Here is a 22,079-nt window from a genome sequence, read left to right on the forward strand (position 1 = left end):
AGAGCACAACATATAAATGAAAAATGCCACTAAAACCAATATGGTTCAGTGGCATTTAGTTTAATGTTCATGAAAAAGCAGGCTTACTCCTGAATGTCCCTCCCCAAAGGGAGAAACTTTTCTCCTTTGGAGGGATTGAGGGAGGACTTGATTCCCAATGACAAAGAATTTCATTCTTATCTTTAAAACTATGGATTTCAAATCCAATAGTGGTTTATTTGTTTTTATTGATATTGTTCTGTCATTTCCTGTACTTTTTCCATATAGCCTTCCCAGCCTCCCATTTGGTTGATCGACCATAAAGTATACAATAGATAAAGTAGTCCAATGACCATGCCTATTATCGCAAGTATCCTAACTGTTTTTAATGTACTGTAATTTTTGTATACCTCTGGATTTTCAGCATACGTTTTTTCATCTTTTTTGACCAAAAAGAAAGCTATTCCCGCTAGAACAAGACCGGGTGCTCCCCCGAAACAGCAGCAAAGAAATGATAAAATGGCCAAAACTAGGGCGATAGTTACATTGGGTAAATTTTTTTGTTCCATGGTTAATAATGTTTAATGGATGAATTTGAATATATAATTTGTTAAAATTAGAGCAACGGTTGCTACGCCTAAACCGGTGATCAATCGGTTATCTACCTTTAAATTGAATACTTTATTGCTGATAATCATGGCGAACAGAGGTATAATGGTATAAATGGCCGGATACATCTGAAAAGCGGCCACAAACTCACCATGCAACAACAAATCAACGGAGCGTTGCAACCCACAACCTGGGCAATCCACCCCCAATATTTTTTTATTGAGGCACGGCAGCATGTAGTTTTCTAAACTAAAGGCGTTTATGGTTGGTGTTAGGTTCATCATAGGCTGTAGTGCCCGAAAAATACTATTATTTTTGTATTCGGGTTTAATTTTTACATCATTTTTTACCACAGCGATCAATTATGGGCAAATTTTCTATTGGAGATAGGGCAGAGGTGTTGGACGAAGCAATTGCGGGAATTGTACAAAAAGTGGATGGTGACAGGGTAACCCTGATTACCGATGATGGTTTCCCCATGCAATATGCAATCAGTGACCTTGTCAAAATCGAAGGCCATATTTCGGTGACCAATTATGAAGTGGCCAGAATCAAAAAAGAAAAGGAATTGCCCAAAAGAAGAAAAGCACCGACCATAAAACCCAAAGAGCGCAGCGCTCCCAAAATGGAGGTGGACCTACACATACATCAATTGGTTAAATCCAGTAAGGGAATGAGCAATTACGATATGCTGAACATTCAATTGGATACGGCCAAACGGCAATTGGATTTTGCGATACGAAAACGCATCCAACGAGTAGTGTTTATCCATGGGGTGGGTGAAGGCGTTCTAAAAGAGGAATTGCACTACTTGTTCAAGAAATATGACAATGTGGAATTTTACGATGCCGAGTATCAAAAATACGGATTAGGTGCCACCGAGGTTTATATTTATCAGAGCAGCTAGTTGGGAACGGTGGTGGTCACCTCGCCAAACTCGTTTATGGCCAAATTGGTAATGCGTTCCCCGTTGCCCGTAACAAAAGATATTCCGCTCAGGCTAATATTGTGTACAAAAAGGGTGCTATCGTTTTCGGCCAGCATGGTTTCCACGATTACCAATCCATCTTCCGCAATAACTTCATCAATAACTGTGGGTTCTACCACTGGAATATCATCACAGAAATAAGCATTGTCCACAGCATCCGAGAAAACCCTGTAAGTAACTTGAGATTGACCGGGCACTGTACTTTCGGTGACTATGGTGTCTCCTACAATGCCATTGTTCAAGACCCCACTTTGCAGTTGTAAGATAAGGGCTTCGCTCTCATTTATTTTGAACATCAGATTTCCTGCGTTCCTGACCGGGGCAGAGCAATATTGAACGGCAACACTGTCAAAATCAATGGTTTCAATCTGAAGGTCGCCATCACTGCAAGAAAATAGCAAGCCCAAAGTAAGAATTGAAAAGATAAATTTTCTCATGCGCCAAATTTAAAGCAATTCCATTATAATACGCCAATACTAAGATCTACTTTAAAAGAAATTAACTTTATTTCCCGTATTTTTACCCCTGTTAAAAGTGAACTCAACCATGCAAAAAGTGTATTTGGACAATGCTGCTACAACGCAGGTAAGGGAAGAGGTTATTCAGCGCATGCAACAAGCGCTTGCGCAGCATTATGGCAACCCATCTTCCACGCACAGTTTTGGAAGGTCGGCAAAAACCGCCGTAGAACAAGCAAGAAAGACCATTGCCAAAACCTTGAATGCCCAACCCTCTGAAATCATTTTCACCTCAGGGGGGACCGAAGCCGACAACATGATTTTGCGATGTGCTGTTAGGGATTTAGGGGTTGAGACCATTATTACCTCCAAAATAGAGCACCATGCCGTACTGCATACCGTGGAAGAACTCGAAAAAGAGTACAATACCAATGTTCGGTATGTGGATTTAGATGAATTTGGCAGTCCCAGCATAGCACATTTGGAGGATTTGCTCAAGAAGGACGGTTCCAGGAAGTTGGTAAGTTTGATGCATGTGAACAACGAGATTGGCAATATTACGGATATCGCTGCCGTTGGTGAACTTTGCAAAGAAAACAATGCACTTTTCCATTCGGATACTGTTCAGTCCATTGGACATTATCCTTGGGACGCGCAGGCTATACATATTGACTTTATGACTGCGGCAGCCCATAAATTCCATGGGCCCAAAGGCGTCGGATTTGCCTTTATCAGAAAAAATTCTGGATTAAAACCATTGATCGTTGGTGGGGCCCAAGAAAGGGGCTTTAGAGCGGGAACAGAACCTTTTCACAACATTGTAGGCTTGGAAGAGGCCTTTGTCAGGGCTTACGAGCACTTGGATGAAGAGGCCAAAACCGTAAAAGAGCTTAAAAAATATTTTGTAGACCAAGTTTTAAAGGAGATACCGGGAGCTGAATGCAACGGACTTTCAGGTGATTTGGAGAAAAGTACCTATACCTTGGCCAATATTCGCTTGCCGTTTGACAAACAAAAAGGGCTAATGCTCTTGTTTCATTTGGATATGAAGGGAATTGCCTGCTCCAAAGGCAGTGCATGCCAATCTGGAAGCAACCAAGGGTCGCATGTGCTTAACGAGATTCTGTCCGGTGAGGAATTGGAAAAGCCAAGTCTACGCTTTTCTTTCTCCATCTACAACACCAAGCAAGAACTCGACTACGCTGTTGAGGTATTAAAGGAATTTGCGAACAGTTAATCAGTTTCTGTTCCTGCGTTTTTCTCTGTCGTAAGGAAATTTTCTGGATGCGGTTTTCATCATTTTGTCGATGAGCTCCGTGGTGTTTTTACCGGTTTTCTTGGAGATTTCGTTTTCGTACTTCCACAGCAATTTTCCGGTTTCGCCATCACTTATTTTCACCCCAATGCGACCATAATTGGCATCTCCGCTGAAGTAATCCAAAATACTGAAATCGGTGGGCACGCCCTCGGAAAGTAAGATGTTTAGGTTTAGGTTGCCACTTATAACTCCATCGACATCCAAAATTTTGCACAATTCTTGGGTGGTGTAGGTGTCGATATTGTCGTAGTTGATATTATTTTGGGCCAAAATGGCATTGGTGTTCCTAATGTTTTGGAAGTCCACACTGAACTTTTTCCGCTTTTTCCGTTTGGAAAAATAGGTTTCCAGTGCGTTCTGTACCGCGTACCCTTCTTTTTCGGCCAATATGCTCAGTTCTTCCCTGTCCACGGCTTTTTTGAGCTCCAAATGTGCTATAAAGGGAACAATCGCCAAAATTTCATGGTCTTTGGTAAATTCATCAAACCGTATGCTCTCATAAATATTTTTTTGCGCCATAGTTAGGGTCGAAGCAAAAAGAACAAAAACAAAGACAATTTTTTTCATCAAATTTTATTTAGCCAAGCATTCGGCAATTAATTGGCCGAAGCCTATAAAAAGTTGAGTTTGAATTTCGCATTGAAGGTTTTATTCCCCGACGTTCTACATCAAAAATGGATTAATTTTAAGGAAATCGGTCTAGGCGATTTTTCGTTTGCAAAAATAACGCTATTTCCTGAAAAACGTGCCTGTATAGGTCGTAGAGTTGCCCACATTGTCTGTAACCGTAACTTTTAGCTCACATTCCGTTTCATTGGAGATATTGTCGTCAAAATTGTATGTTATGGTATTGGTCTTGGGTTCGTACTCCATCAAGATCCATTTTCCGTTCAAGGTGGCCGAATAGCTGTCAATACCGCTAAGATCATCAGATATGGTGAGGCTCAAATAACTATAGTTGCTCAACCATTGCTTTTCCTTAAAATTCTTGGGCCGTATTACAGGCGCAATACTATCCCTTACCAATGTGTAGGTGCCCAAAGTACGGGTCCGGGTGGTAAAGGAACCATCCCTTTTGTAGGTTTTGGAATAGGAAGGGTTCATTCTACTGTCCAAATGCGCAATAAATAGTTGCTTTCTTTCTTCAGCCGAATATTTTGAAGGATCGAAGCTAATGGTAAAATTCCGGTGCGCCGCAATACTATTGTCGTGTATGGTGATGGTATCGTTCCCTTTTTCCAGGTTGATGAAGAAATCCTCATAAAATGTACTGGCAGGAAAATACACTTTGGCCGCACCCAGATCAAAGTTGTTGGGTTTGTCGGCAATTACAAAATTTTCAGTGGTACCATCAATTTCACCGATTTTTTCTTCCTCCCGTTTCCCTTCAACCGGAACAATGAGCTTGGTGGTGTTTCCGGCCAAATCTGAAATGAGCAATTCCACCTTGTAGGACATTCCTTCTTCCACATTGATTTTACCATCGTTGTAAAGTGATTTGTAGATGCTCAAATGGTTGTAGGGTTCCTTAAAACATTTTTGGATTCGCTGGCGATGATCATAAAAATGGGCGTAATCAATAAGTGTGTTGATGTAACGTGTTTCCCCAAAGGAGAAAGATTCAAAGTCGAATTCGGAAAACACCCTGCCATTTACCGATTGTTTAACGGCATATACCCCGTTTTTGTTCGCCGCCATGTCCAAACGGTCAAAAGTATCGATGCCAAAACCAATAGTGCCAATGGCGGTTACCTTATCGGCCAAAAAAGAACCATCGGACTGCCTTGTGTAATTTAGCTGGATTTTCTCAGCACTTTGGTTGATCAGGGCACCTTCGGACAACGGGTAGCCATATAGTCCAGACAAGGTTGGATCTGTCGCATCCCTTACTTCATAACCATAGAGCAGGGGATTGGTGGGTTTGCCGCTTACGCTGCTTCGTATTTCAAAATGGAGGTGGGGCCCCGCGGACCCCCCCGTGTTTCCTGAGAAAGCGATTGTACTGCCTTTACTGACTTTTAACTCGCCGTAATCGGGGAACATTTCCACTTCGTAGGACTGCCTCTCGTACTGAACTTTCTTTACATACTCCTCTATTTCAGGGCCAAATTTTTTAAGGTGGGCATATACCGAGGTATATCCATTGGGGTGTGCTATGTACAGGGCCTTTCCATAGCCCCAGTGCGAAACTTTGATGCGCGTTACCGTGCCATCTGCAATGGCATAAACCGGCAGTCCTTGCCGTTGCTGGGTCTTAATGTCCATTCCCGAATGAAAGTGGTTGGAGCGCAGTTCACCGAAAGTGCCCGCTAGCACCAAGGGAATGTCCAAAGGGGAACGAAATTCACCTTGGGGGTAATTTTTTTGGGCAGGCAGGTATAATACGATAAAAAAAAAGGCTATAAAAAAGTTGTGGCGCATATAAAAATCAATATTTCCTTACGAAAGTAACCAATGTTTTTATTTGATAAAAAGATTTTAAGACAACCCATCAGTACTTCAAACAGGCTCTAAGAATAAATCCAAAAAGTATTGCGAGGTTATGCTAGGTTGGTTAACTTTGTGTAATACGTATTGTTGTTTGCATATATGAGCGAACTTGTTGAGATTGTGGATTCTTTGGAGAACAAGGTGAGCAAACTGCTGCACAAAATGGAGCTGTTGCACCAAGTGAATGCCAAACTAAAACAGGAATTGGAACTTCAAAAGGAGAAAAACGAACTCAAAGAGAGTGCTCTAAAAGAATGGGAGGAAAAATATGACTCCCTAAAAATGGCGAACACAATGCTGGGTGGTAATACTAGTAGTAAAACAGAAGCTAAGCTCAAAATAAATACATTGATCCGCGAACTTGATGTTTGTATAGCCAAGTTGGCGGATTAACGGATACCGAGATTATGGACGAGAAGCTCAAAATAAAGCTTTCCATTGCCGACAGGGTATATCCTTTGACGATTGACCCCAAGCAAGAGGAAGGGTTGCGAAAAGCGGCCAAGAACATAGAAAATTTGGCAAAAAAGTTTGAGCAAAACTATGCCGTTCGGGATAAGCAGGATGTTTTGGCCATGTGTGCCCTGCAATTTGCTTCCAAAATTGAGCAAGGTGGAATAGAACGTTCAGAAAATGCAGAGGCCGCCATGCAGCGCCTCAGGGCCTTGGATGAATTGGTTCACTCCAAATTGGGAGAATAAGTTCTTTAAAATAAAATATTGTTACTGCCCACATTGGTAATTTATTTTTGACAAACTCAACACTATTATAATTAGAAAGGGTGAGTTTAGGTTGTAAAAGCAGGCCCTACTTGTATAGGGATCCTTGATCAGTCTGTTAGCCCTAAACTTGTATTTTGGAGTTTGTACAAAACTTCTTCCGATGTGGGCTTTTTTTTTAACTAAACACAAGCAAACATGGATAATATCATAGTTATTGTTGGCGCAGCTGTTGTGGGGCTGGCAATAGGATTTGCAATTGCCAAGATGATGGAGAAAGGCAAAGCGTCCAAGACCATTGCCAATGCAAAAAAAGAAGCAGCCAATATTATAAAGGAAGCCAGTAAAGAAGGCGAGAGCATAAAGAAGGATAAGATTTTTCAGGCAAAGGAGAAGTTTTTGGAGTTGAAGGCGGAGCACGAGAAAGTCATCATCAATAAGGATAAAAAAATTGCAGAGGCCGAAAAGCGTACAAGGGACAAAGAGTCACAAGTTAGCAGCGAATTGGCCAAGAACAAAAAGCTTAACGATCAGTTTCAACAAAAAATAAAAGAAATCGAGTACAAAAGTGAGATACTCGACAAAAAACAATCTGAGGTTGAAAAGCTCCACAAGAGCCAAGTACAACAGTTGGAGGTGATTTCGGGACTTTCCGCAGAAGATGCCAAGGCCCAATTGTTGGAATCTTTAAAGGAAACTGCCAAAAGCGATGCTATGGCGTATCTGCAAAACACCTTGGAAGAAGCTAAGCTCACCGCACAGCAAGAAGCCCGAAAAATCGTGGTCAACACCATTCAGCGTATCGGAACCGAGGAAGCTGTGGAGAACTGTGTGTCGGTGTTCAATTTGGAGTCGGATGACGTTAAAGGCCGTATTATTGGCCGAGAGGGTAGAAACATCCGTGCTTTGGAATCGGCCACAGGTGTTGAGATCATTGTAGATGATACCCCAGAGGCCATTATTTTATCATGCTTTGATTCGGTTAGGAGGGAAGTGGCCCGTTTGTCGTTGCACCGATTGGTGACCGATGGTAGAATTCACCCAGCCCGCATTGAAGAGGTAGTGAAGAAGACCGAAAAACAAATCAATGAAGAAATTGCCGAAATAGGCAAGCGTACCGTAATCGATCTGGGCATCCACGGACTGCACCCAGAACTGATAAAGGCGGTTGGGCGGATGAAATATCGTTCCTCTTACGGACAAAACCTATTGCAGCACTCAAGGGAGGTAGCCAAACTCTGTGGCGTTATGGCCGCGGAATTGGGACTCAACCCTAAATTGGCCAAAAGGGCTGGATTGCTTCACGATATAGGTAAAGTTCCAATGGCCGAAGTTGAAGTGGAAACGCCCCACGCTATTTTAGGTATGCAATGGGCACAAAAATATGGTGAAAAAGGAGAGGTTTGCAATGCAATCGGAGCCCACCACGACGAAATCGAGATGACCACTTTAATTTCTCCCATAGTCCAAGTTTGTGATGCTATCAGCGGTGCACGTCCTGGAGCTAGGAGACAAGTTTTGGACTCCTACATTCAAAGATTAAAGGATTTGGAAGATATTGCTTTCGGCTTCAATGGGGTACAGAAAGCCTACGCCATTCAGGCAGGAAGGGAACTGCGTGTAATTGTGGAAAGCGAAAAAGTGAACGATGACAAAGCAGCGGAACTCTCTTTCGAAATATCACAAAAAATACAGACCGATATGACCTATCCCGGTCAAGTTAAGGTTACCGTAATCCGTGAAACGCGATCGGTGAACGTAGCCAAGTAAGCTGACACATGATGGTTTGGTTGAAGAACGTAGATTCCTTGTTGGAAAAAGTCCGTTGATTGATGCAAGCATGTCTTTGTTGATCAGGGTGTAAACTCTGTCTGAATAGGATTATTTATTTATTTCATTCAAACAGAATTATGACTACAAAAGAACAACAGGAATTCGAGAAAAAAGTACTTGACCAGTTTATATCAGGCAAGAGTTTATTTGGTAAGGACGGTGCTTTTGCGCCTATGTTAAAGAACGTAATCGAAAAAGCGCTTTCTGCCGAGATGGATTCCCATCTGGACAGCGATGAGCTGGCCAAGGGCAATAAGCGCAATGGCAAGGGAAAGAAAAAACTCAAGAGCGGTTTTGGTTCTTTTGATATTGAGACCCCACAGGATTTTCAGAGCAGTTTTGAACCGGAGCTGGTCAAAAAGCGCCAGACCATTTTAGCGGACAGCCTTTCGGACAAGATCATTGGTCTCTACGGTCTTGGGATGAGCTACCGGGATACCTCCGGTCACATCAAGGAGCTGTACGATACCGATATCTCCCACACACCGTGTTAAGCCAGGTCACCGATCAGGTATGGACCTTCTAAATTGTTGGTTGTGGGGCTATTTCTTAAAGCCTTGTACCATCAGGCAAACCTTTCCCTATCGACCTTAAAAACCCTTTGAATTTTTTGATAAAGCCATTAAGGCTTAAGTGTCGGGAACTTCCATCCCTAAAGAAACACAGGTAAGTGATGTGCAGGAAAAGGGCGTAGATAGCCACTATCAAAGAGATTCCGATTGCCAATTTTCCCATATCCGAATAGTTTTAGGTCATTTGTGTGTTTTGTTCTGCTCAACACTTCCGGTTTATTGTAACCATTCATCCAGCCTCCGGTTGGCATGGTCGTAGCCAAGGACAAATGCCTTGTCGATTCCTTTTTTGTCCAAAACCCCAATTTTTCCAAGTTCCTCGGGCACGATCAACAGATCGGGTATGTAGAGTTTGTCCATGGCATTGGCGTGCAGCATCAAAAGGTTGGCCCTTTGTGAAATTTGAAGGGCGCTCTTGATTTGTCCCTTGCCCACTTCCCTCATGGACGTGGCATAACATCCTATAATCACGTCGGAAGCTCCGGTCAGGGGCTCTACGGGAAAATTGTTCATGATCCCACCATCGGCATAGAGCTGCCCATCGATGGAAACAGGGCTGAACACCGGAGGCAAGGCCGCCGAGGCCAACAAGGGGCCAAACAATTCACCTTTTTCGAAATACACGGGTTCACCCTTCAACAGGTTCGTGGCCACTACCACAAGCCGCTTACCGAGTTCCTCGAACCGACGTGCCGTGAAAAAGTCATCAAAGAAGGGAAGGTACTTGTCCGTATCGAAAAGTCCTGGTTTGTTCAAGGTTACAAAATTGTACTTGAGCAAGGGGGTTTCCTTGAAGAAAAGTTGCATTTCCTCAATGGTAGCCCCGTCCGCGTAAAGCCCACCAACGAGCGCCCCGGCACTTACGCCGGATATCTGGCTTGGATAGATCCCACGTTGTTCCAGAGCCTTCAAGAGCCCAATATGTGCCATCCCTTTCACCCCTCCACCCGAGAGCACCAATCCAAGTGTGGCATCGATCAATGTTTCCGATTTCATCTTCAAAAGTTTTCATTGGAGGAGATATAGCACCCCCTTTCTTCAAATGTTCATTTTAAAAGAAGCTGGGTTTGGTCAATGACCAGTCCATATTATGTTCCCTACACACTGTCCCTTTCCTGGATCCCCAAGTCGGAGTGGTATCTTTCCAGGAACTTTTTTTGTCTTTCCATCATTCGCTTTCTGATGTTGTCAAGTTCCATAAAGTCCTCCCCGAAATCGCTTTCAAAAAAACCGTCGTTGAAGAACCTTTTACTAAAGAGTGAGTCCGGTGCAAAAATGTCCCCGAACCCCTGGCCCCTGAACTGTGAAAAGTGGCTGTAGAACTTGGATTCAAAGTTGCTCAAAAGGCTGTCCCTGTCCAGACCAGAGAGGTCGTTCAACGAATCGGAGGACCAGGAATAGATACTGTCGTAGCGAATTAGGTTTCCTTTCTCATCGTATTCCCTATCGACTTTCCAACTGCCCTTGGGCTGTTCGACCTCTTTGTGGCCGCCTTCCTCGACCAATTTGTTTTCCTTCTTTTTTTGGCCCTGGCAACTGTTCAGGGACAGTAACAGACCTGTTAAAAATAGCATTTGAATTTTCATCTTTCTTTTTTTTGGTTCAACATTGTTCCTATCGCCGAGTTTGATAGGCCTTGAACATTCCTTTTGGATCCAGTACCTTGGGAAGACGGTTTTGGTGGGATATCCGGAATCTTCGCTCGCCATTGCGATACCATACATTCCACATAGGTGTCCCTGTCCACAAACCCAAATAGGGGTTCCTTCTTGGCGATATATTTGAGGACCTCCATCTTGGGGCCATCGGAACCTCCTATTACCTTGACCCGGTCACCTGCCTTGAACTTTCGTACCATGAACAAACTGTTTTTAATACTGAACAGTCAGAGTCAGGCCACCTTGAGGAGCCGTCTGTAGATTGTTTTCCTTTTGGAAAAGCGCACCTGCAACAACCCGTTCTCTAGGGTGGCATGTATGCTCTCAGGGGCAATGTCTTGAGGGAGGTCCAAGGTCTTGTGGAAGGAGGCACGCGCAAACTCCCTTCGCGCCCCATTTCTTTTCCTTACTTCACGGTATTGTTTCTTCTCACCACTTATGATAAGAGTGTTGCCTTGAAGTTCCATCTTTACGTTGTCCTTACCGAACACGGGCTTGGGGATGGAAAGTCCAAAGTCTGTCTCCCCAATAGAGCTGCTCATCGATGGCATGGCCATTGGTCTAAGCTTGCCAATGCCCGTTACGCGCTTTGTCCATTTCTTTAACCATATAAGGATAGGTGGGAATTGGGTTACCTTACCTATCTCTCTGCCAAAGACTTTCATTTTTCAATAATTTAGGTTCAACAATTGTAGGGTTCAATGGAAGGGGGGCGGTCTATTGGCCCCCAGTCCATTTAACTTTCAAAAAATCTTAAATGTTAGGAAATCTTGATGGTCCTTGCCGGCTTTTTCCTTGCCTCTTCCTTCTTCGGGAGATGAATGCTTAGAATACCGTCGATGTACGAGGCCTTAATCTTGCCATCGTCAACGGAATCGGGAAGTGTGAAAGACCTCCTGAAGGATGCATAGGCGAACTCCCTACGGGTGTAGTTGTCCTCCTTGCCCTCCTCTTCTTGTTTTACCTCGGTCGAGATGGAAAGCTGTTGGTTGTCCAAATCGATCTGGAAATCGGACTTTTTCATTCCGGGGACGGCCATCTCTACCCAATAGGCATCCGCTGTTTCCTTGATGTTTACTTTGGGTACGGTAATCCCGGTGTTAAAATTTGAGGTGAACACTGGAGGCAGGTCCGAACTGAAAAAACTGTCGATCCAGTTGGACCAGGTCGGGAAGTCCAAGGTCGATTTTGCCAAACTTCCATTTTTTGGTACAGAAACTAAATTGCTCATGATTTAAAAAATTTAAGTTTAACATATTGTCTAAAAATTTGGGGCTTTCCATTCCCCGATTTTAAATGGGCAAAGGGAATGCCAAAATAGATTTCTGTCATTTTTTTGTTAAGAGCTTCTAAAAATCCCTGTCATTTTTTCGGAATGCTCGGGGTTTAAAAATGTCATTTAAATAAAATATTTATAATAAATATGTCATATTGACATTTTAAACAGTATTTTACTGAGAATTAAGTTGAAGAGATTAATAGGATTTCAACTTTGGAATGGGTTTGACCAAGTCGAAACGGTATTTTTCTATGGTTTAACCTTTTTAAAAATTTAGGTTATGGAGAAAAAACCAGTCAATGTACGGCTCATCGGAAAAAAAGGAAATTCCTATCAGCTTCAGTTCCCCAATCTTGATATTCCCGTCAACATGGACGAGACCGTGTACCATCGAATGCTCCACAGCAAAGAATACGAGTTTGGCCATTCCCCTACCAAGACCAAGCGACCTTCCTATTCGGCCTAAGCACTGGTATTAAAATTGATGGTAAAGCGGGCTACCTTCGAATTAGGGTCGTTGGTTGTTTGGATGCAGTTTTTGAGATGAAAATTTTAAATAGAATTGGTAGGGTTGGGGTGGGTTTGACGGAAGTCAAAAACTACCAAAAATGGTTGATTGGTATCATTTTGAATCTTTCCTTGAATAAATGGGGTGTATGACTTTTTTGGTTATTTCAAAGTGTATACAGACCCGATGGGCCGCACAAAGGTCTTTTATTCCTCTTCGTTGCTGTCCGTTTCTTCCTCTTCGCTCTCCCTGTTGAGTTTATGCTCCAAAATATTCAGCTTCTTCATTTTCTCTTTCCAAGTTTGAAGTGCCTCTTTTTGTTTGTCCAATTTATTGACGACTTCTTTGACCAAAGGATTGTCCTCTGAATCATCCGAGAAAAACTGAAGGTTGTTCTCCAACTGACGAATTTCGGATTTTACCTCGTCAATCTTACGCTTAACAAAAACACGTTCGTTGCCAATGGCGTAGTTATCCTCTGTTTTGGCAAGTTCCTGTACTTTGTTTCCGTATTTGAGCAATTCCGATTGTTGTTTGCCTACCCCTAATTTTTTAAAGAGGGCATCAACAATTTTATTGAACTTGCTATTGATGTGTTTTTTATTGTAGGGAATGCGACCATACTTTTTCCACTCGGCCAAAAAAGCTTTAACTGCTTCAATATCCTTTGTCTTGTCGCCACTAAGCTGAAATTCTTTGAGGCGGTCCAGACATTCGCTTTTCTTCTTAAAGTTTTCGAATTCTTCCTTGTGGGCCTCGTTCTTTTCGGCGTGCAAACGGTCAAAATAATGGTTACAAGCGTCTTTGAATTCTTTCCAGATTTTGTCGGAATATTTTCTGGGAACATGGCCAATTTTTTTCCAATCCCTTTGAATACGTTTCATTTGCGGGGTAACCTCTGTCCAATCATCACTATCCTTCAAAGAAACGGCCAACTCCAACAGTTCCTTTTTCTTTTCAAGGTTTTGTTGTTGCTCTTTTTTCTGATTTTTGTAGAAGGCGTTTTTTGTCCTATTGAATTTACGTACGGTTTCCTTAAAATAGCTCCAAGTTTCTTCGTTCACCTTTTGGGGCACCCGGCCTGCCTTAAAAAACGAATCCCTTAACGCTTCTACCTCTTTTATTTGTTGTTGGATGCCTCTGTGGTTATCCGCAACGTTTTCGGCTATTTTAGCGATGTTAGCTATGATTTTTTGCTTTTTTTCCAAGTTTTTCTCGTAGACCTTTTCCAATTCCTGAAAATGTTCTTGCCTACGCTGGTGCATGGCCTTGGTGGCGGTGCTGAATTTCTCCCAGATTTCCTCCCGATGTTCCTTGGCCACGGGACCAATGTCCTCTTTCCAGATTTTATGGAGCGTCTGCAATTCCCTGAAGGCTTTGTTCAAATCCGGTTCTTCCGCCAAAGCTTCTGCACGTTCCACCAACTTCTGCTTTTCTTCCAGATTGTGTTTAAAATCCAGGTCGCGCAACTCACGGTTTAGATGCAGAAAATCATAAAAGATTTCCATGTGATGGTGGTAGGTGCGCCAAACATCGTTGTAATTGGTGCGCGGTATGGGGCCTGCATTTTTCCACCTATTTTGAAGGTCTTTAAAGTTGTTGTAAGTAGTATTGATGTCTTCCTCAATATCAATCAGGCCTTTTAGCTCTTCAATAATATCCAACCTTTTTTGCAGGTTGGCCTTTAGGGATTGATCGAGTTGTTTGTAATATTGATCGCGTTTTTCCCGGAAATCCGAATATACCTCATTGAATTGCCTTTTGGCAACGGAATTATAGCGAAAATCAATCTCATTTCCTCCCTTGGATATAAATTCTTCTTTTTTCTCGTCAAGAAACTCTTGGAACTTTTGGTCAAACTCGTACTTAATGGCACTCACATGCTTGTTGATGGCCTGTACTTTCTCATTTTTCACCAAACGCTGTAATTCCCCGACCAAGTTTTCCATGGTCATGGAGTGGTAATCCAGCATTGGTATGGTATGCCGTTTTTCGTTTTCAGCATCTTCAGCATCCTCAGCATTGGATTCGTCAATCTCGTCTATATGTTCTTCGGAATCGTTCTTCTCGCTTTTGGATTCGGAAATACCTTCTTTCTCAGGCTTTTGAGACTCTTCGGTTTCAGATACAGTTTCTTCGGACACTTTAGATTCAGCTTGTGTGGCTTCTTCCAATTGTCCTTTTGTGTTTTCTGATGTTTCCTCTATTCCACCTTCAGTTTGCTGAAGTTTACGATCGTTTTCCTGCATTCGTTGTTTGTTTACCTGTTGATTGATGAAAATTATAGCCAATTTAACAACTTAATTGTCTAATAGCAAAAGTATTGATTCTTCTTTTGATGAAGTTTATAGATGTACGGATTGGTAAAAGCCCTATGCCGATTACTTGTTTTTAAGCATCGTTCCAGATTTCCCAAGCCTTTTCTGCCTGCTGCTCCAACATTTGTAGCCCATTGCAAATGGCGGCACCTTTGGCCTCGCCAGAAGTTAGAAAACTGGTTTTTTCGGGATTGTAGATCAAGTCGTACAGCAAATGATCAGCTCCAATATATTGATAAGGGAGTGCAGGTTTGTCCTCAATATTGGGGTGGGTGCCAAGTGGGGTGCAGTTAATAATCAGGGTGTTCTTCTTAATGATGGTTTGGTCCAGTTCGTCGTAGGTGTATTGCCCGTCCCTTTTACTACGCGAAACATAGGTGTTGGCAATTCCCAGTTCATCCAGAACAAAACGGACGGCTTTGGAGGCACCGCCCGTGCCCAGAATCAATGCATTTTTATGGTGCGGTTTCAAGAAGGGTTCCAATGATTTTTGAAATCCATAAGCATCAGTATTGAAGCCTTTTAGGCCATTTTCTGTAAACTGAACGGTGTTTACGGCCCCTATTTTCGATGCCTTGGCGTCCAGCTCGTCCAAATAGGGGATAACCTCTTGTTTGTAGGGTATGGTTACGTTAAGCCCTCTAAGATTATCTTGGGCGAGCACGCTTTTCAGCTCTTCGATTTTTTGAAGATCAAAATTCTCGTAGCTATGGTCATCCAGTCCCAAATCTTTAAATTTTTGGGTGAAATATCCCTGCGAGAAAGAATAGGAAATGTTTCTACCTAGTAGCCCGAACCTGTTCATTTTTTTTTCTGTTGTTGCCATACCAATCCAAAATCAATAATACCAAAATCCCCGTTAAAATAAAAAGTATGGCCCACCAAGTCTCTGCCTCTGCCATTTGGGGGAGGTGACGTTTATAGTTGAGAATTATTTTATCCCCGTTGGAATCCAATAAAGGGTTGCCGGCTTTGTCCACCTTAAAAATAGTTCTTTTCCAAGGCCAAAGTACGCCCAAAGACCCTGTGATAAAACCTAGCAATACCGCAGTCGTTGTAGCTTTAAAATGTTTGAGGACATAACTGAGCAAATGTGAAAAGGTAACCAATCCCGTAACGGACCCCAAGGTAAAAACTCCTAGTATCTTTAAGATTTGTATGCGTTCGGAATTTTTTACAAAGCTAAAATCCCCAGAGAAAACTTCAGAAAAAGTATCATAAAGTGCGTTGACCGAATCTACCAGTAGCAGGACATAGTTTCCCAATAAAATCAATATGAAGGAGCCGGACAGCCCGGGAAGTGTCATCCCGGAAACACTAACGATGCCACAGAAAAAAACAAAAAACAAGTTGTCGTTCTCTTTGGCAGGGTTTAAAAAACTAATGGAAATTCCAATGACTAACCCGATGATCCCTGCTGGAACGGTACGTTTGTTCCAAGGAGCAAAATCTTTCCCTATATGGTAAATGGAGCCTATGACCATTCCGAAGAAAGTGGCCCAGACAAAGACCTCGTTATGGTCCAAAAAATAATCTAGAATCCGGGAAACACTAAAATAGCTGACCAGCATTCCAAAAATCAGCAGGCCCAGAAATTTGGCATTGGTGTATCGGAAAAAACTTTTGAACCTGCCGTTAAAGAACAACTTCACCGCTTTGGAATTCAATTTTTGTAAGGAGTAGATAAACTCCTCGTAAAATCCGGCAACAAAGGCCACTATACCGCCCGAAACCCCCGGAACCTTATTGGCGGTCCCCATGCACAGGCCTTTTATGACCAAGAAGAAATTATCCAGAAATGTTCTAGGTTGCTGCGGCATGTGACCTGATGGTTTTTTCTTATTTTTTGGAAGCTACTTTTTCCAGGATAAAAATAAGTGAAAAACCTAGGATGGCTAAGACTATGGCCAGTATTAATTTGCTATCGCCCTCAAAAGCGCCCGGAAGTACGTTCATATCATCCACAACAATGGTTTTTTCGCCAAATGTTTTGGTTTCCAAGACTTTTTTCCACGGCCAAATTTTATTTAAGGAACCCAAGATAAACCCTGTTAGTAGTGCCAAAGTGATGTTTTTGTAGTGATTGAACATCCATTTGAGCAGGCGGGCAAAGCTCAAAAGCCCAAAAATGGCTCCAACGCCCACAGTCAAAATTATTTTGATATCCCTTTGGTGGACAGCATCCAAAATGGTTTTGTAGGAGCCTAGCAGTACAAGGATAAACGCTCCCGAAATACCCGGGAGGATCATGGCACAAATGGCCAATGCGCCCGAAAGAAACAAATAGGGTAGGCTACCCGAGTTATCGCTTGCAGGGAGTTCGGTTATAAAGAAAGCCAAGGCAGCTCCCAAAATCAATACAACCACTGTTCCCAAATTCCATCTGGTTATTTCTTTGCCTACCATAAAAATGGAGGCAACCACCAATCCAAAGAAAAAGGACCATAATAAAATGGGTTCGTTTTCCAAAAGCCAACTCAGGAATTTTGCCAAGGAGAGCACACTGATAAAAATTCCGAGGAAAAGGGACAATAAAAAGTTTCCATTGATTTTGTTCCAAACGGCCTTGATGCCCTCTTTTTTTAAAATTGAAATCAGGGAAAGGTTTATGTTGTTTATCGAGGTTATGAGTTCTTCATAAATGCCGGAAATAAAGGCAATGGTCCCTCCCGATACTCCTGGGACAACGTCCGCGGCACCCATGGCCATTCCTTTCAGGGTAATAAAAACGTAGTCCAGTATACGACGTGCTTGCATTAATTTGTTAATAAGGCGGGGCTACTTGGCTGTTTTCCTGATCTTTGAAACCAGCGCTTTTACCCAATCAACTTCAATGAATTCAGGGAATTCTTTTTCAAACTGCTGCAATTTACCAATATCCAATTTCATAGCCTTGGATAAGATGCTTTTTGCTTCATCCAAATCGTGATTTTTTAAATGGATGCCCGCCAATTTATAGGTAAGGTTCGAATTGTCGGGATAAAATTCCAACCCTTGGGTCAACACTTGTATTGCCGAATTGTAATCTCCGATTTTGTTGAGTACTTCCGCCCAGTTCCTCCATGTTTCCAGTTCGTAATTGCCCAAGTCCACTGCTTGTTTATAGGCAAAATCCGCCTCGTCCCAATTGTTTAGGGCAGCATATAACTTTCCGGCTTTTTTCCAATATTTTGGGTTTTCCCCATCAATATTTATGGCCTTGTTGATGTAGTATATGGCTTTTTCATGGTCTTTTTGCCTAAAATGGAAATCCGTAATGGCCAACCATCCCTTGTCCAATAAAGGATCCTCGTGAACGGTGTGGTAGTAATAATATTTGGCCAGATCATAGTTGCCCAATTTTTCGTGGCATTTACCAAGTCGTAGGAAAGCATACGATGTAGGGTCTTCAATGGATATGGTGGACTCGTAGTTCTCGATGGCCTCGTTGTACCTGCCCAATTTTTCCAGCACCTTGCCTTTTTCAAAATAGGCGCCGATAAAGGAATCGTCCGAAATCACTGCAAAATCAAAAGCGGTCAAAGCCTCGATATAGCGCTTTTTGGCCAAGTACATTTTCCCCAATTGGTGCCAAGCCACCTCGCAGTAAGGGTTTCGGTCGAGATAATCGTTAAGGTATAGGATACTGCCATCATAATCCTCCAAAAACTCAAAGCAGTATACTACGTTATAGAGTGATGAGTAGTCTCCATCATCAATCTCAACGCATCTCATAAAACTAAGTTTTGCCTGCTCGTAGTTGTCCATAAATAGATACTCCATTCCCAATAGGGAGTGAATGTCGAACGAGTGGTCCGTAATATCCAATGCCTCTAGTAGAAGATTTACGGCTTCTTGGTGCTTGTCCTGTTTGGAGCGGATATTGGCCCGTTGGATATAGACTTCCTCGTTGGCCGCATTAATGGTCTGAATTTCATCCAGAAGTGTTTCTGCAGCATCAAATTTGTCCTCAAAAGCCAATACTTCTACCTGTAAAAGCTTCAATTCCATGGAATTTGGATGCTGCTCCAAGCCAATCTGAATGGCTTTTTTGCCCAAGGAGATTTTACCGTTGTTCAGGTAGTGGTGGATAATTTCCTCAAAGTCCTCCGCATCAAAAAAGTAGACGTCATCCGTCTTGAGCATGGACTCAAATTTGTTTATGGATTTGTCAGGATATTCGTTAGATTCTAACGCCATAGGAACGTTTTTGGTTGAACTATGGACTTAAAATTAACCCTTTGCGGTGCTCTTCAAGTCCAAATTCGGGGTATGTTATCAACAAATTAGTTAACAGTACTGGGTTTGTAGCTATTTAAAATACTGAGGATTTGGTCGCAGCCCTCCTCAATTTCTTTCATGGAAATGGTCAATGGGGGCGATATCCTCACGGCTTTGGGTTCAAATAAAAGCCAAAAAAGAATCAGTCCTTGTTTAGCGGCCTCAAGGATTAAATAGTCGGCCACTTCCTTGCTTGCCATAATAGGGGCAAGCATTAGGCCCTTGCCCCTTATTTCTTTTATTAAGGGATGATCCAATAATTTTCGGAACAGTTTTTCTTTTTCCAAGGTTTGTGGAATAAGGTCTGTTTCGGTGATTTCTTTGAGGGTTGCCAAACTTGCCGCTGCAATCACGGGATTCCCTCCGAAAGTAGTGATATGGCCAAACTTTGGCTGCTCTTTTAAATCTGCCATAAGCTCGTTTGATGCCACAAAGGCTCCCACGGGCAAGCCTGATGCCATTCCTTTTCCAATCACCAAGATGTCCGGCATGCAATTAAAATGTTCAAATGCGAACAATCTACCTGTACGGCCAAAACCGGGCTGTATTTCATCCAGAATCAACAAAGCACCGACTTCGTTGCAACGTTTTCTTACTTTTTCTAGGTAATGGTTCTTTGGTAAGATAAATCCAGCGCCCCCTTGAATGGTTTCCAAGACCACGGCAGCGGTTTTCTCGGTAATGTTGTCCAGTTCTTCCTTCGCATTAAATTGGACGAACCTCACATCTGGAATCAGCGGACGAAAGGCACTTTTGCGTTCCTCCAGCCCCATCAAACTTAAACTGCCCATGGTGTTACCGTGGTAGGCATTTTTTGCAGCAATAATTTGTGAGCGACCTGTGTGCCTTCGGGCCAGTTTAATGGCTCCTTCCATGGCTTCCGTTCCCGAATTGACCAAATAGGTGGTGTTCAGCTTGTCGGGTAGGTGTGCCGCCAATAACTTTGAAAATTCGACCGCTGGTTTTTGCACATACTCACCATAGACCATCACGTGCATGTACCTGTCCACTTGTGCTTTAACGGCATCCACAACTTTTGGATGGGAATGTCCCAAACTGCATGCAGATACCCCGGCCACAAAATCCAGATGGGCATTGCCATCTTGGTCGTAGATGTAGCTGCCCTTGGCATGGGAGACTTCCAAGGCCAATGGGTGTGTGGAAGTTTGGGCTTGGTATGTGAAAAAGTCGTTTTTGGACATTACGGGGTCTGTGCCTTCTTTTTAAGAACCGGTTTTTTGGGTTTTACAGCCTTGGAATTGGGTGCGTTTATAGGGTCGTTCTGGTTTTTCTGCCGTTCGTTTTCCTCAGCATCAATATCAATGGGGTTGTCTATTCCCCTAATTTTAACCAGTTCTATGCTGTTGTCGTCTTCATCAAAAATTTCCTCCTTGGACATTATTCGTTCATCACCACGCCAAACAAATCCTTTTAATTTTCGGCTTTCAACAGGCAAGTCGGTCTCGGGGAATATATCCCCATCAGGATTCACATAGAAAGTAATGTCCTCAATGTCGTTATCGGCCATGAGCAATCGAATCTTGCTGCAGATGGTTTTATCTATGCCAATGAGTTCCTCATCATCGTTGTAGACGTAGTAAATCACCTCGGTGTTTTGGACCAAATCAATGATTTTGAGCTCGTTTTCCACGAATTTGCCAAAGAGGTTTTTGCCCTTGGCTTGATTGTATCCAGTTCCACTAATGGTATCCAACGAAATAATAAAGGCATTTTCTATCACTTTTAGTGAATCGAGCTTATCGGTCTCCATGTCCGATATCAAATGAATGCTATCACCTGTGATTTGATTGTCCACGTTCCACAAAATAGGGTCGGTTATCAACTCGGTGACCCCCGTTCTCTCATCAAAATGAATGGAATCGGATTTACCGCTCAAATCGGTTTTATAGAACTTGGCATTTCTGAAAGCTCTTACGATGCGTTCCTCTTCTTTTCCTGTTACCATCAAAGTATCTCCGTGCATATAAAGCGAATCTTTTTGCACCAAACTGATGGAAACCGCCCTTTTGGTCGCAAAAACGGAATCTTTAGCCTTGTGTACCTCGGCATAGTGGGCTCTGATCACTCCATTGTTGATGGTGTCCGTAATCTGGATGTTGTTGGTGGCCGAGGCAAATTCGGTTGCTTTGTCAAAATAAAGGCTGTCCCCCTCTATGATTTTATTGTCGTAATCAATGCGGGTATTCTTAATGCCGTAGCCTTGTTCTATTTTGGTGTCGTAGAACCCACGTTCGCAGTAAATCTTATATTCTTCGCCTGTTATGGTGGATGGGCCGTACATGTAGGCGTTTTTGGAGGTAGTGTAGTAGTCCAACTGCTCGGAATCGATAATGTAATCGGGGTTGTCTATATGCACATTTCGCTGGAACTGATACTTTTTCGGGGTCATAAAATAGGTGCCCACTTTGCTGGTGAGCACATTGGCGGAATCCACCACTTTACCGCCTGAGTTGTAGTAGGCCTGCTGTTTTTCTCGATCAAAATAAAGGGTGTCAGTGGTCAATGTCATCTGGCCGTTGGTCAAATCCACTTTTTCCCAGGCTTTGGCCAGTTTGGTGTTTCCATCATAATCCATTTTGCCACTGTTCATTTCTATGGAATCCCCTTGTTGTAAACGGATGTTGCCAATGGCCTTTAAGCGGTTTTCTTCAGTATAGAAAATAGCAATATCGCACCAAAGGTCGGCACCTTGGTGTTCAAACTGGACTTGGCGCTCGTCGTCTTTGCTGAAAATGGATGCGCCAGGAAACCGAGCCTCGTCCTTGGTGAAGTTGGCGCCGTAAACAATATTTATTTGCCTTTCTCCTTTGGGTTCTTGTTCTTGGGCAAAAACGCTAAAAGTGGCCAAAAATAGAATGAAAAATGAAACGCTTTTCAAATTCATGGAATTTTGCCCAAAAGTAGGATTTTTAACGGACGTGGCATATACCGTTTAGAAAGCTTTGGCATTTCTGTTCCAAATGATTGCAGCCTTGTATTTTACTTTCCGTGTTTTAAGGAAAGCGTAATATGTCCGTAATGCTGGGTATTGTGATAAAGAACCTCCTTGTTATCTAAAACCCCGCAAAC

Annotated in this window: 24 protein-coding genes and 1 other RNA gene; 8 read left to right on the forward strand and 17 right to left on the reverse strand. The window is 42.7% G+C overall.

Going from position 1 to position 22,079, the window contains the following annotated elements; genetic code table 11:
• Positions 1-224: 224 nt before the first annotated feature.
• The gene (locus VM932_RS08450) at positions 225-548 is read right to left on the reverse strand and encodes a CCC motif membrane protein (protein WP_293168251.1); all 324 of its coding nucleotides are present in this window, start codon (positions 546-548) and stop codon (positions 225-227) included.
• A gap of 12 nt (positions 549-560) precedes the next feature.
• Positions 561-941, reverse strand: coding sequence for a DUF2752 domain-containing protein (locus VM932_RS08455; protein WP_326278604.1), 381 nt, complete (start codon positions 939-941; stop codon positions 561-563).
• Positions 942-952: 11 nt separating this feature from the next.
• On the opposite strand from VM932_RS08455, the gene VM932_RS08460 reads away from it, so the two are divergent.
• A complete protein-coding gene (locus VM932_RS08460) occupies positions 953-1,495 on the forward strand; it encodes a Smr/MutS family protein (RefSeq protein ID WP_326278380.1) in 543 nt (180 codons plus the stop codon).
• Here VM932_RS08460 and VM932_RS08465 read toward each other — a convergent pair.
• Positions 1,492-2,013 carry a hypothetical protein gene (locus tag VM932_RS08465; protein WP_326278381.1) on the reverse strand — a complete coding sequence of 174 codons (522 nt, stop codon included), beginning with the start codon at positions 2,011-2,013 and terminating at the stop codon, positions 1,492-1,494. The genes VM932_RS08460 and VM932_RS08465 overlap by 4 nt on opposite strands.
• Before the next feature lie 109 nt (positions 2,014-2,122).
• Here VM932_RS08465 and VM932_RS08470 point away from each other — a divergent pair, with 109 nt between their 5' ends.
• On the forward strand, positions 2,123-3,271 hold the full coding sequence (locus VM932_RS08470) for a cysteine desulfurase family protein (protein WP_326278383.1): 1,149 nt from the start codon (positions 2,123-2,125) through the stop codon (positions 3,269-3,271).
• Here VM932_RS08470 and VM932_RS08475 read toward each other — a convergent pair whose 3' ends face one another.
• The gene (locus VM932_RS08475) at positions 3,272-3,919 is read right to left on the reverse strand and encodes a hypothetical protein (RefSeq protein WP_326278384.1); all 648 of its coding nucleotides are present in this window, start codon (positions 3,917-3,919) and stop codon (positions 3,272-3,274) included.
• Positions 3,920-4,081: 162 nt separating this feature from the next.
• The gene (locus tag VM932_RS08480) at positions 4,082-5,773 is read right to left on the reverse strand and encodes a M23 family metallopeptidase (protein ID WP_326278385.1); all 1,692 of its coding nucleotides are present in this window, start codon (positions 5,771-5,773) and stop codon (positions 4,082-4,084) included.
• A 168-nt stretch (positions 5,774-5,941) separates the two neighbouring features.
• Between VM932_RS08480 and VM932_RS08485 the strand changes: the two genes are divergently transcribed.
• The 5 genes from VM932_RS08485 to VM932_RS08505 all read left to right on the forward strand — a co-directional run bounded on the left by VM932_RS08485 (position 5,942) and on the right by VM932_RS08505 (position 8,888).
• Positions 5,942-6,235, forward strand: coding sequence for a hypothetical protein (locus VM932_RS08485; RefSeq protein WP_014031632.1), 294 nt, complete (start codon positions 5,942-5,944; stop codon positions 6,233-6,235).
• A 14-nt stretch (positions 6,236-6,249) separates the two neighbouring features.
• Entirely contained in the window at positions 6,250-6,543 is a 294-nt protein-coding gene (locus VM932_RS08490) for a cell division protein ZapA (RefSeq protein ID WP_292961381.1), read from the forward strand.
• Positions 6,544-6,597: 54 nt separating this feature from the next.
• Positions 6,598-6,707, forward strand: a non-coding RNA gene (ssrS, locus tag VM932_RS08495) — 6S RNA.
• Between the two features lie 52 nt (positions 6,708-6,759).
• On the forward strand, positions 6,760-8,331 hold the full coding sequence (gene rny / locus VM932_RS08500) for a ribonuclease Y (RefSeq protein WP_326278386.1): 1,572 nt from the start codon (positions 6,760-6,762) through the stop codon (positions 8,329-8,331).
• Positions 8,332-8,471: 140 nt separating this feature from the next.
• A complete protein-coding gene (locus VM932_RS08505) occupies positions 8,472-8,888 on the forward strand; it encodes a transposase (protein WP_326278387.1) in 417 nt (138 codons plus the stop codon).
• A gap of 294 nt (positions 8,889-9,182) precedes the next feature.
• Here VM932_RS08505 and VM932_RS08510 read toward each other — a convergent pair whose 3' ends face one another.
• The 5 genes from VM932_RS08510 to VM932_RS08530 all read right to left on the reverse strand — a co-directional run bounded on the left by VM932_RS08510 (position 9,183) and on the right by VM932_RS08530 (position 11,855).
• Positions 9,183-9,962 carry a patatin-like phospholipase family protein gene (locus VM932_RS08510; protein ID WP_326278388.1) on the reverse strand — a complete coding sequence of 260 codons (780 nt, stop codon included), beginning with the start codon at positions 9,960-9,962 and terminating at the stop codon, positions 9,183-9,185.
• 101 nt (positions 9,963-10,063) lie between these two features.
• On the reverse strand, positions 10,064-10,552 hold the full coding sequence (locus tag VM932_RS08515) for a hypothetical protein (RefSeq protein ID WP_326278389.1): 489 nt from the start codon (positions 10,550-10,552) through the stop codon (positions 10,064-10,066).
• Entirely contained in the window at positions 10,549-10,824 is a 276-nt protein-coding gene (locus VM932_RS08520) for a hypothetical protein (protein WP_326278391.1), read from the reverse strand. Before VM932_RS08520 ends, VM932_RS08515 begins: the two co-directional genes overlap by 4 nt.
• Before the next feature lie 33 nt (positions 10,825-10,857).
• Positions 10,858-11,289: an Hsp20/alpha crystallin family protein gene (locus VM932_RS08525; protein ID WP_326278392.1), complete on the reverse strand. Its 432-nt coding sequence runs from the start codon at positions 11,287-11,289 to the stop codon at positions 10,858-10,860.
• Between the two features lie 95 nt (positions 11,290-11,384).
• Positions 11,385-11,855 (reverse strand): Hsp20/alpha crystallin family protein, encoded by a 471-nt coding sequence (locus VM932_RS08530; RefSeq protein ID WP_326278393.1) that lies wholly within the window; start codon positions 11,853-11,855, stop codon positions 11,385-11,387.
• A gap of 328 nt (positions 11,856-12,183) precedes the next feature.
• Here VM932_RS08530 and VM932_RS08535 point away from each other — a divergent pair, with 328 nt between their 5' ends.
• Positions 12,184-12,369, forward strand: a complete 186-nt coding sequence (locus tag VM932_RS08535; protein ID WP_326278394.1) for a hypothetical protein — start codon at positions 12,184-12,186, stop codon at positions 12,367-12,369.
• 248 nt (positions 12,370-12,617) lie between these two features.
• Here the strand turns inward: VM932_RS08535 and VM932_RS08540 are convergent, their stop codons facing one another.
• The 7 genes from VM932_RS08540 to VM932_RS08570 form a co-directional block, all read right to left on the reverse strand.
• Positions 12,618-14,660: a DUF349 domain-containing protein gene (locus tag VM932_RS08540; RefSeq protein WP_326278395.1), complete on the reverse strand. Its 2,043-nt coding sequence runs from the start codon at positions 14,658-14,660 to the stop codon at positions 12,618-12,620.
• A 142-nt stretch (positions 14,661-14,802) separates the two neighbouring features.
• Positions 14,803-15,555: a shikimate dehydrogenase family protein gene (locus VM932_RS08545; protein WP_326278396.1), complete on the reverse strand. Its 753-nt coding sequence runs from the start codon at positions 15,553-15,555 to the stop codon at positions 14,803-14,805.
• Complete coding sequence (locus tag VM932_RS08550) at positions 15,509-16,549, reverse strand: DUF368 domain-containing protein (protein WP_326278398.1); 1,041 nt, start codon at positions 16,547-16,549, stop codon at positions 15,509-15,511. The genes VM932_RS08545 and VM932_RS08550 overlap by 47 nt, the downstream gene beginning before the upstream one ends.
• 19 nt (positions 16,550-16,568) lie before the next feature.
• The gene (locus tag VM932_RS08555; protein WP_326278399.1) at positions 16,569-17,486 is read right to left on the reverse strand and encodes a polyprenyl-phosphate transporter; all 918 of its coding nucleotides are present in this window, start codon (positions 17,484-17,486) and stop codon (positions 16,569-16,571) included.
• A 21-nt stretch (positions 17,487-17,507) separates the two neighbouring features.
• Positions 17,508-18,908: a tetratricopeptide repeat protein gene (locus tag VM932_RS08560; RefSeq protein ID WP_326278400.1), complete on the reverse strand. Its 1,401-nt coding sequence runs from the start codon at positions 18,906-18,908 to the stop codon at positions 17,508-17,510.
• Between the two features lie 86 nt (positions 18,909-18,994).
• A complete protein-coding gene (locus VM932_RS08565) occupies positions 18,995-20,191 on the reverse strand; it encodes an aspartate aminotransferase family protein (RefSeq protein WP_326278401.1) in 1,197 nt (398 codons plus the stop codon).
• A complete protein-coding gene (locus VM932_RS08570; RefSeq protein ID WP_326278402.1) occupies positions 20,191-21,894 on the reverse strand; it encodes an OstA-like protein in 1,704 nt (567 codons plus the stop codon). Before VM932_RS08570 ends, VM932_RS08565 begins: the two co-directional genes overlap by 1 nt.
• Positions 21,895-22,079 lie beyond the last annotated feature (185 nt).

The organism is Flagellimonas halotolerans, from assembly GCF_035818535.1.
In the GTDB taxonomy this organism is placed as follows: domain Bacteria; phylum Bacteroidota; class Bacteroidia; order Flavobacteriales; family Flavobacteriaceae; genus Flagellimonas; species Flagellimonas halotolerans.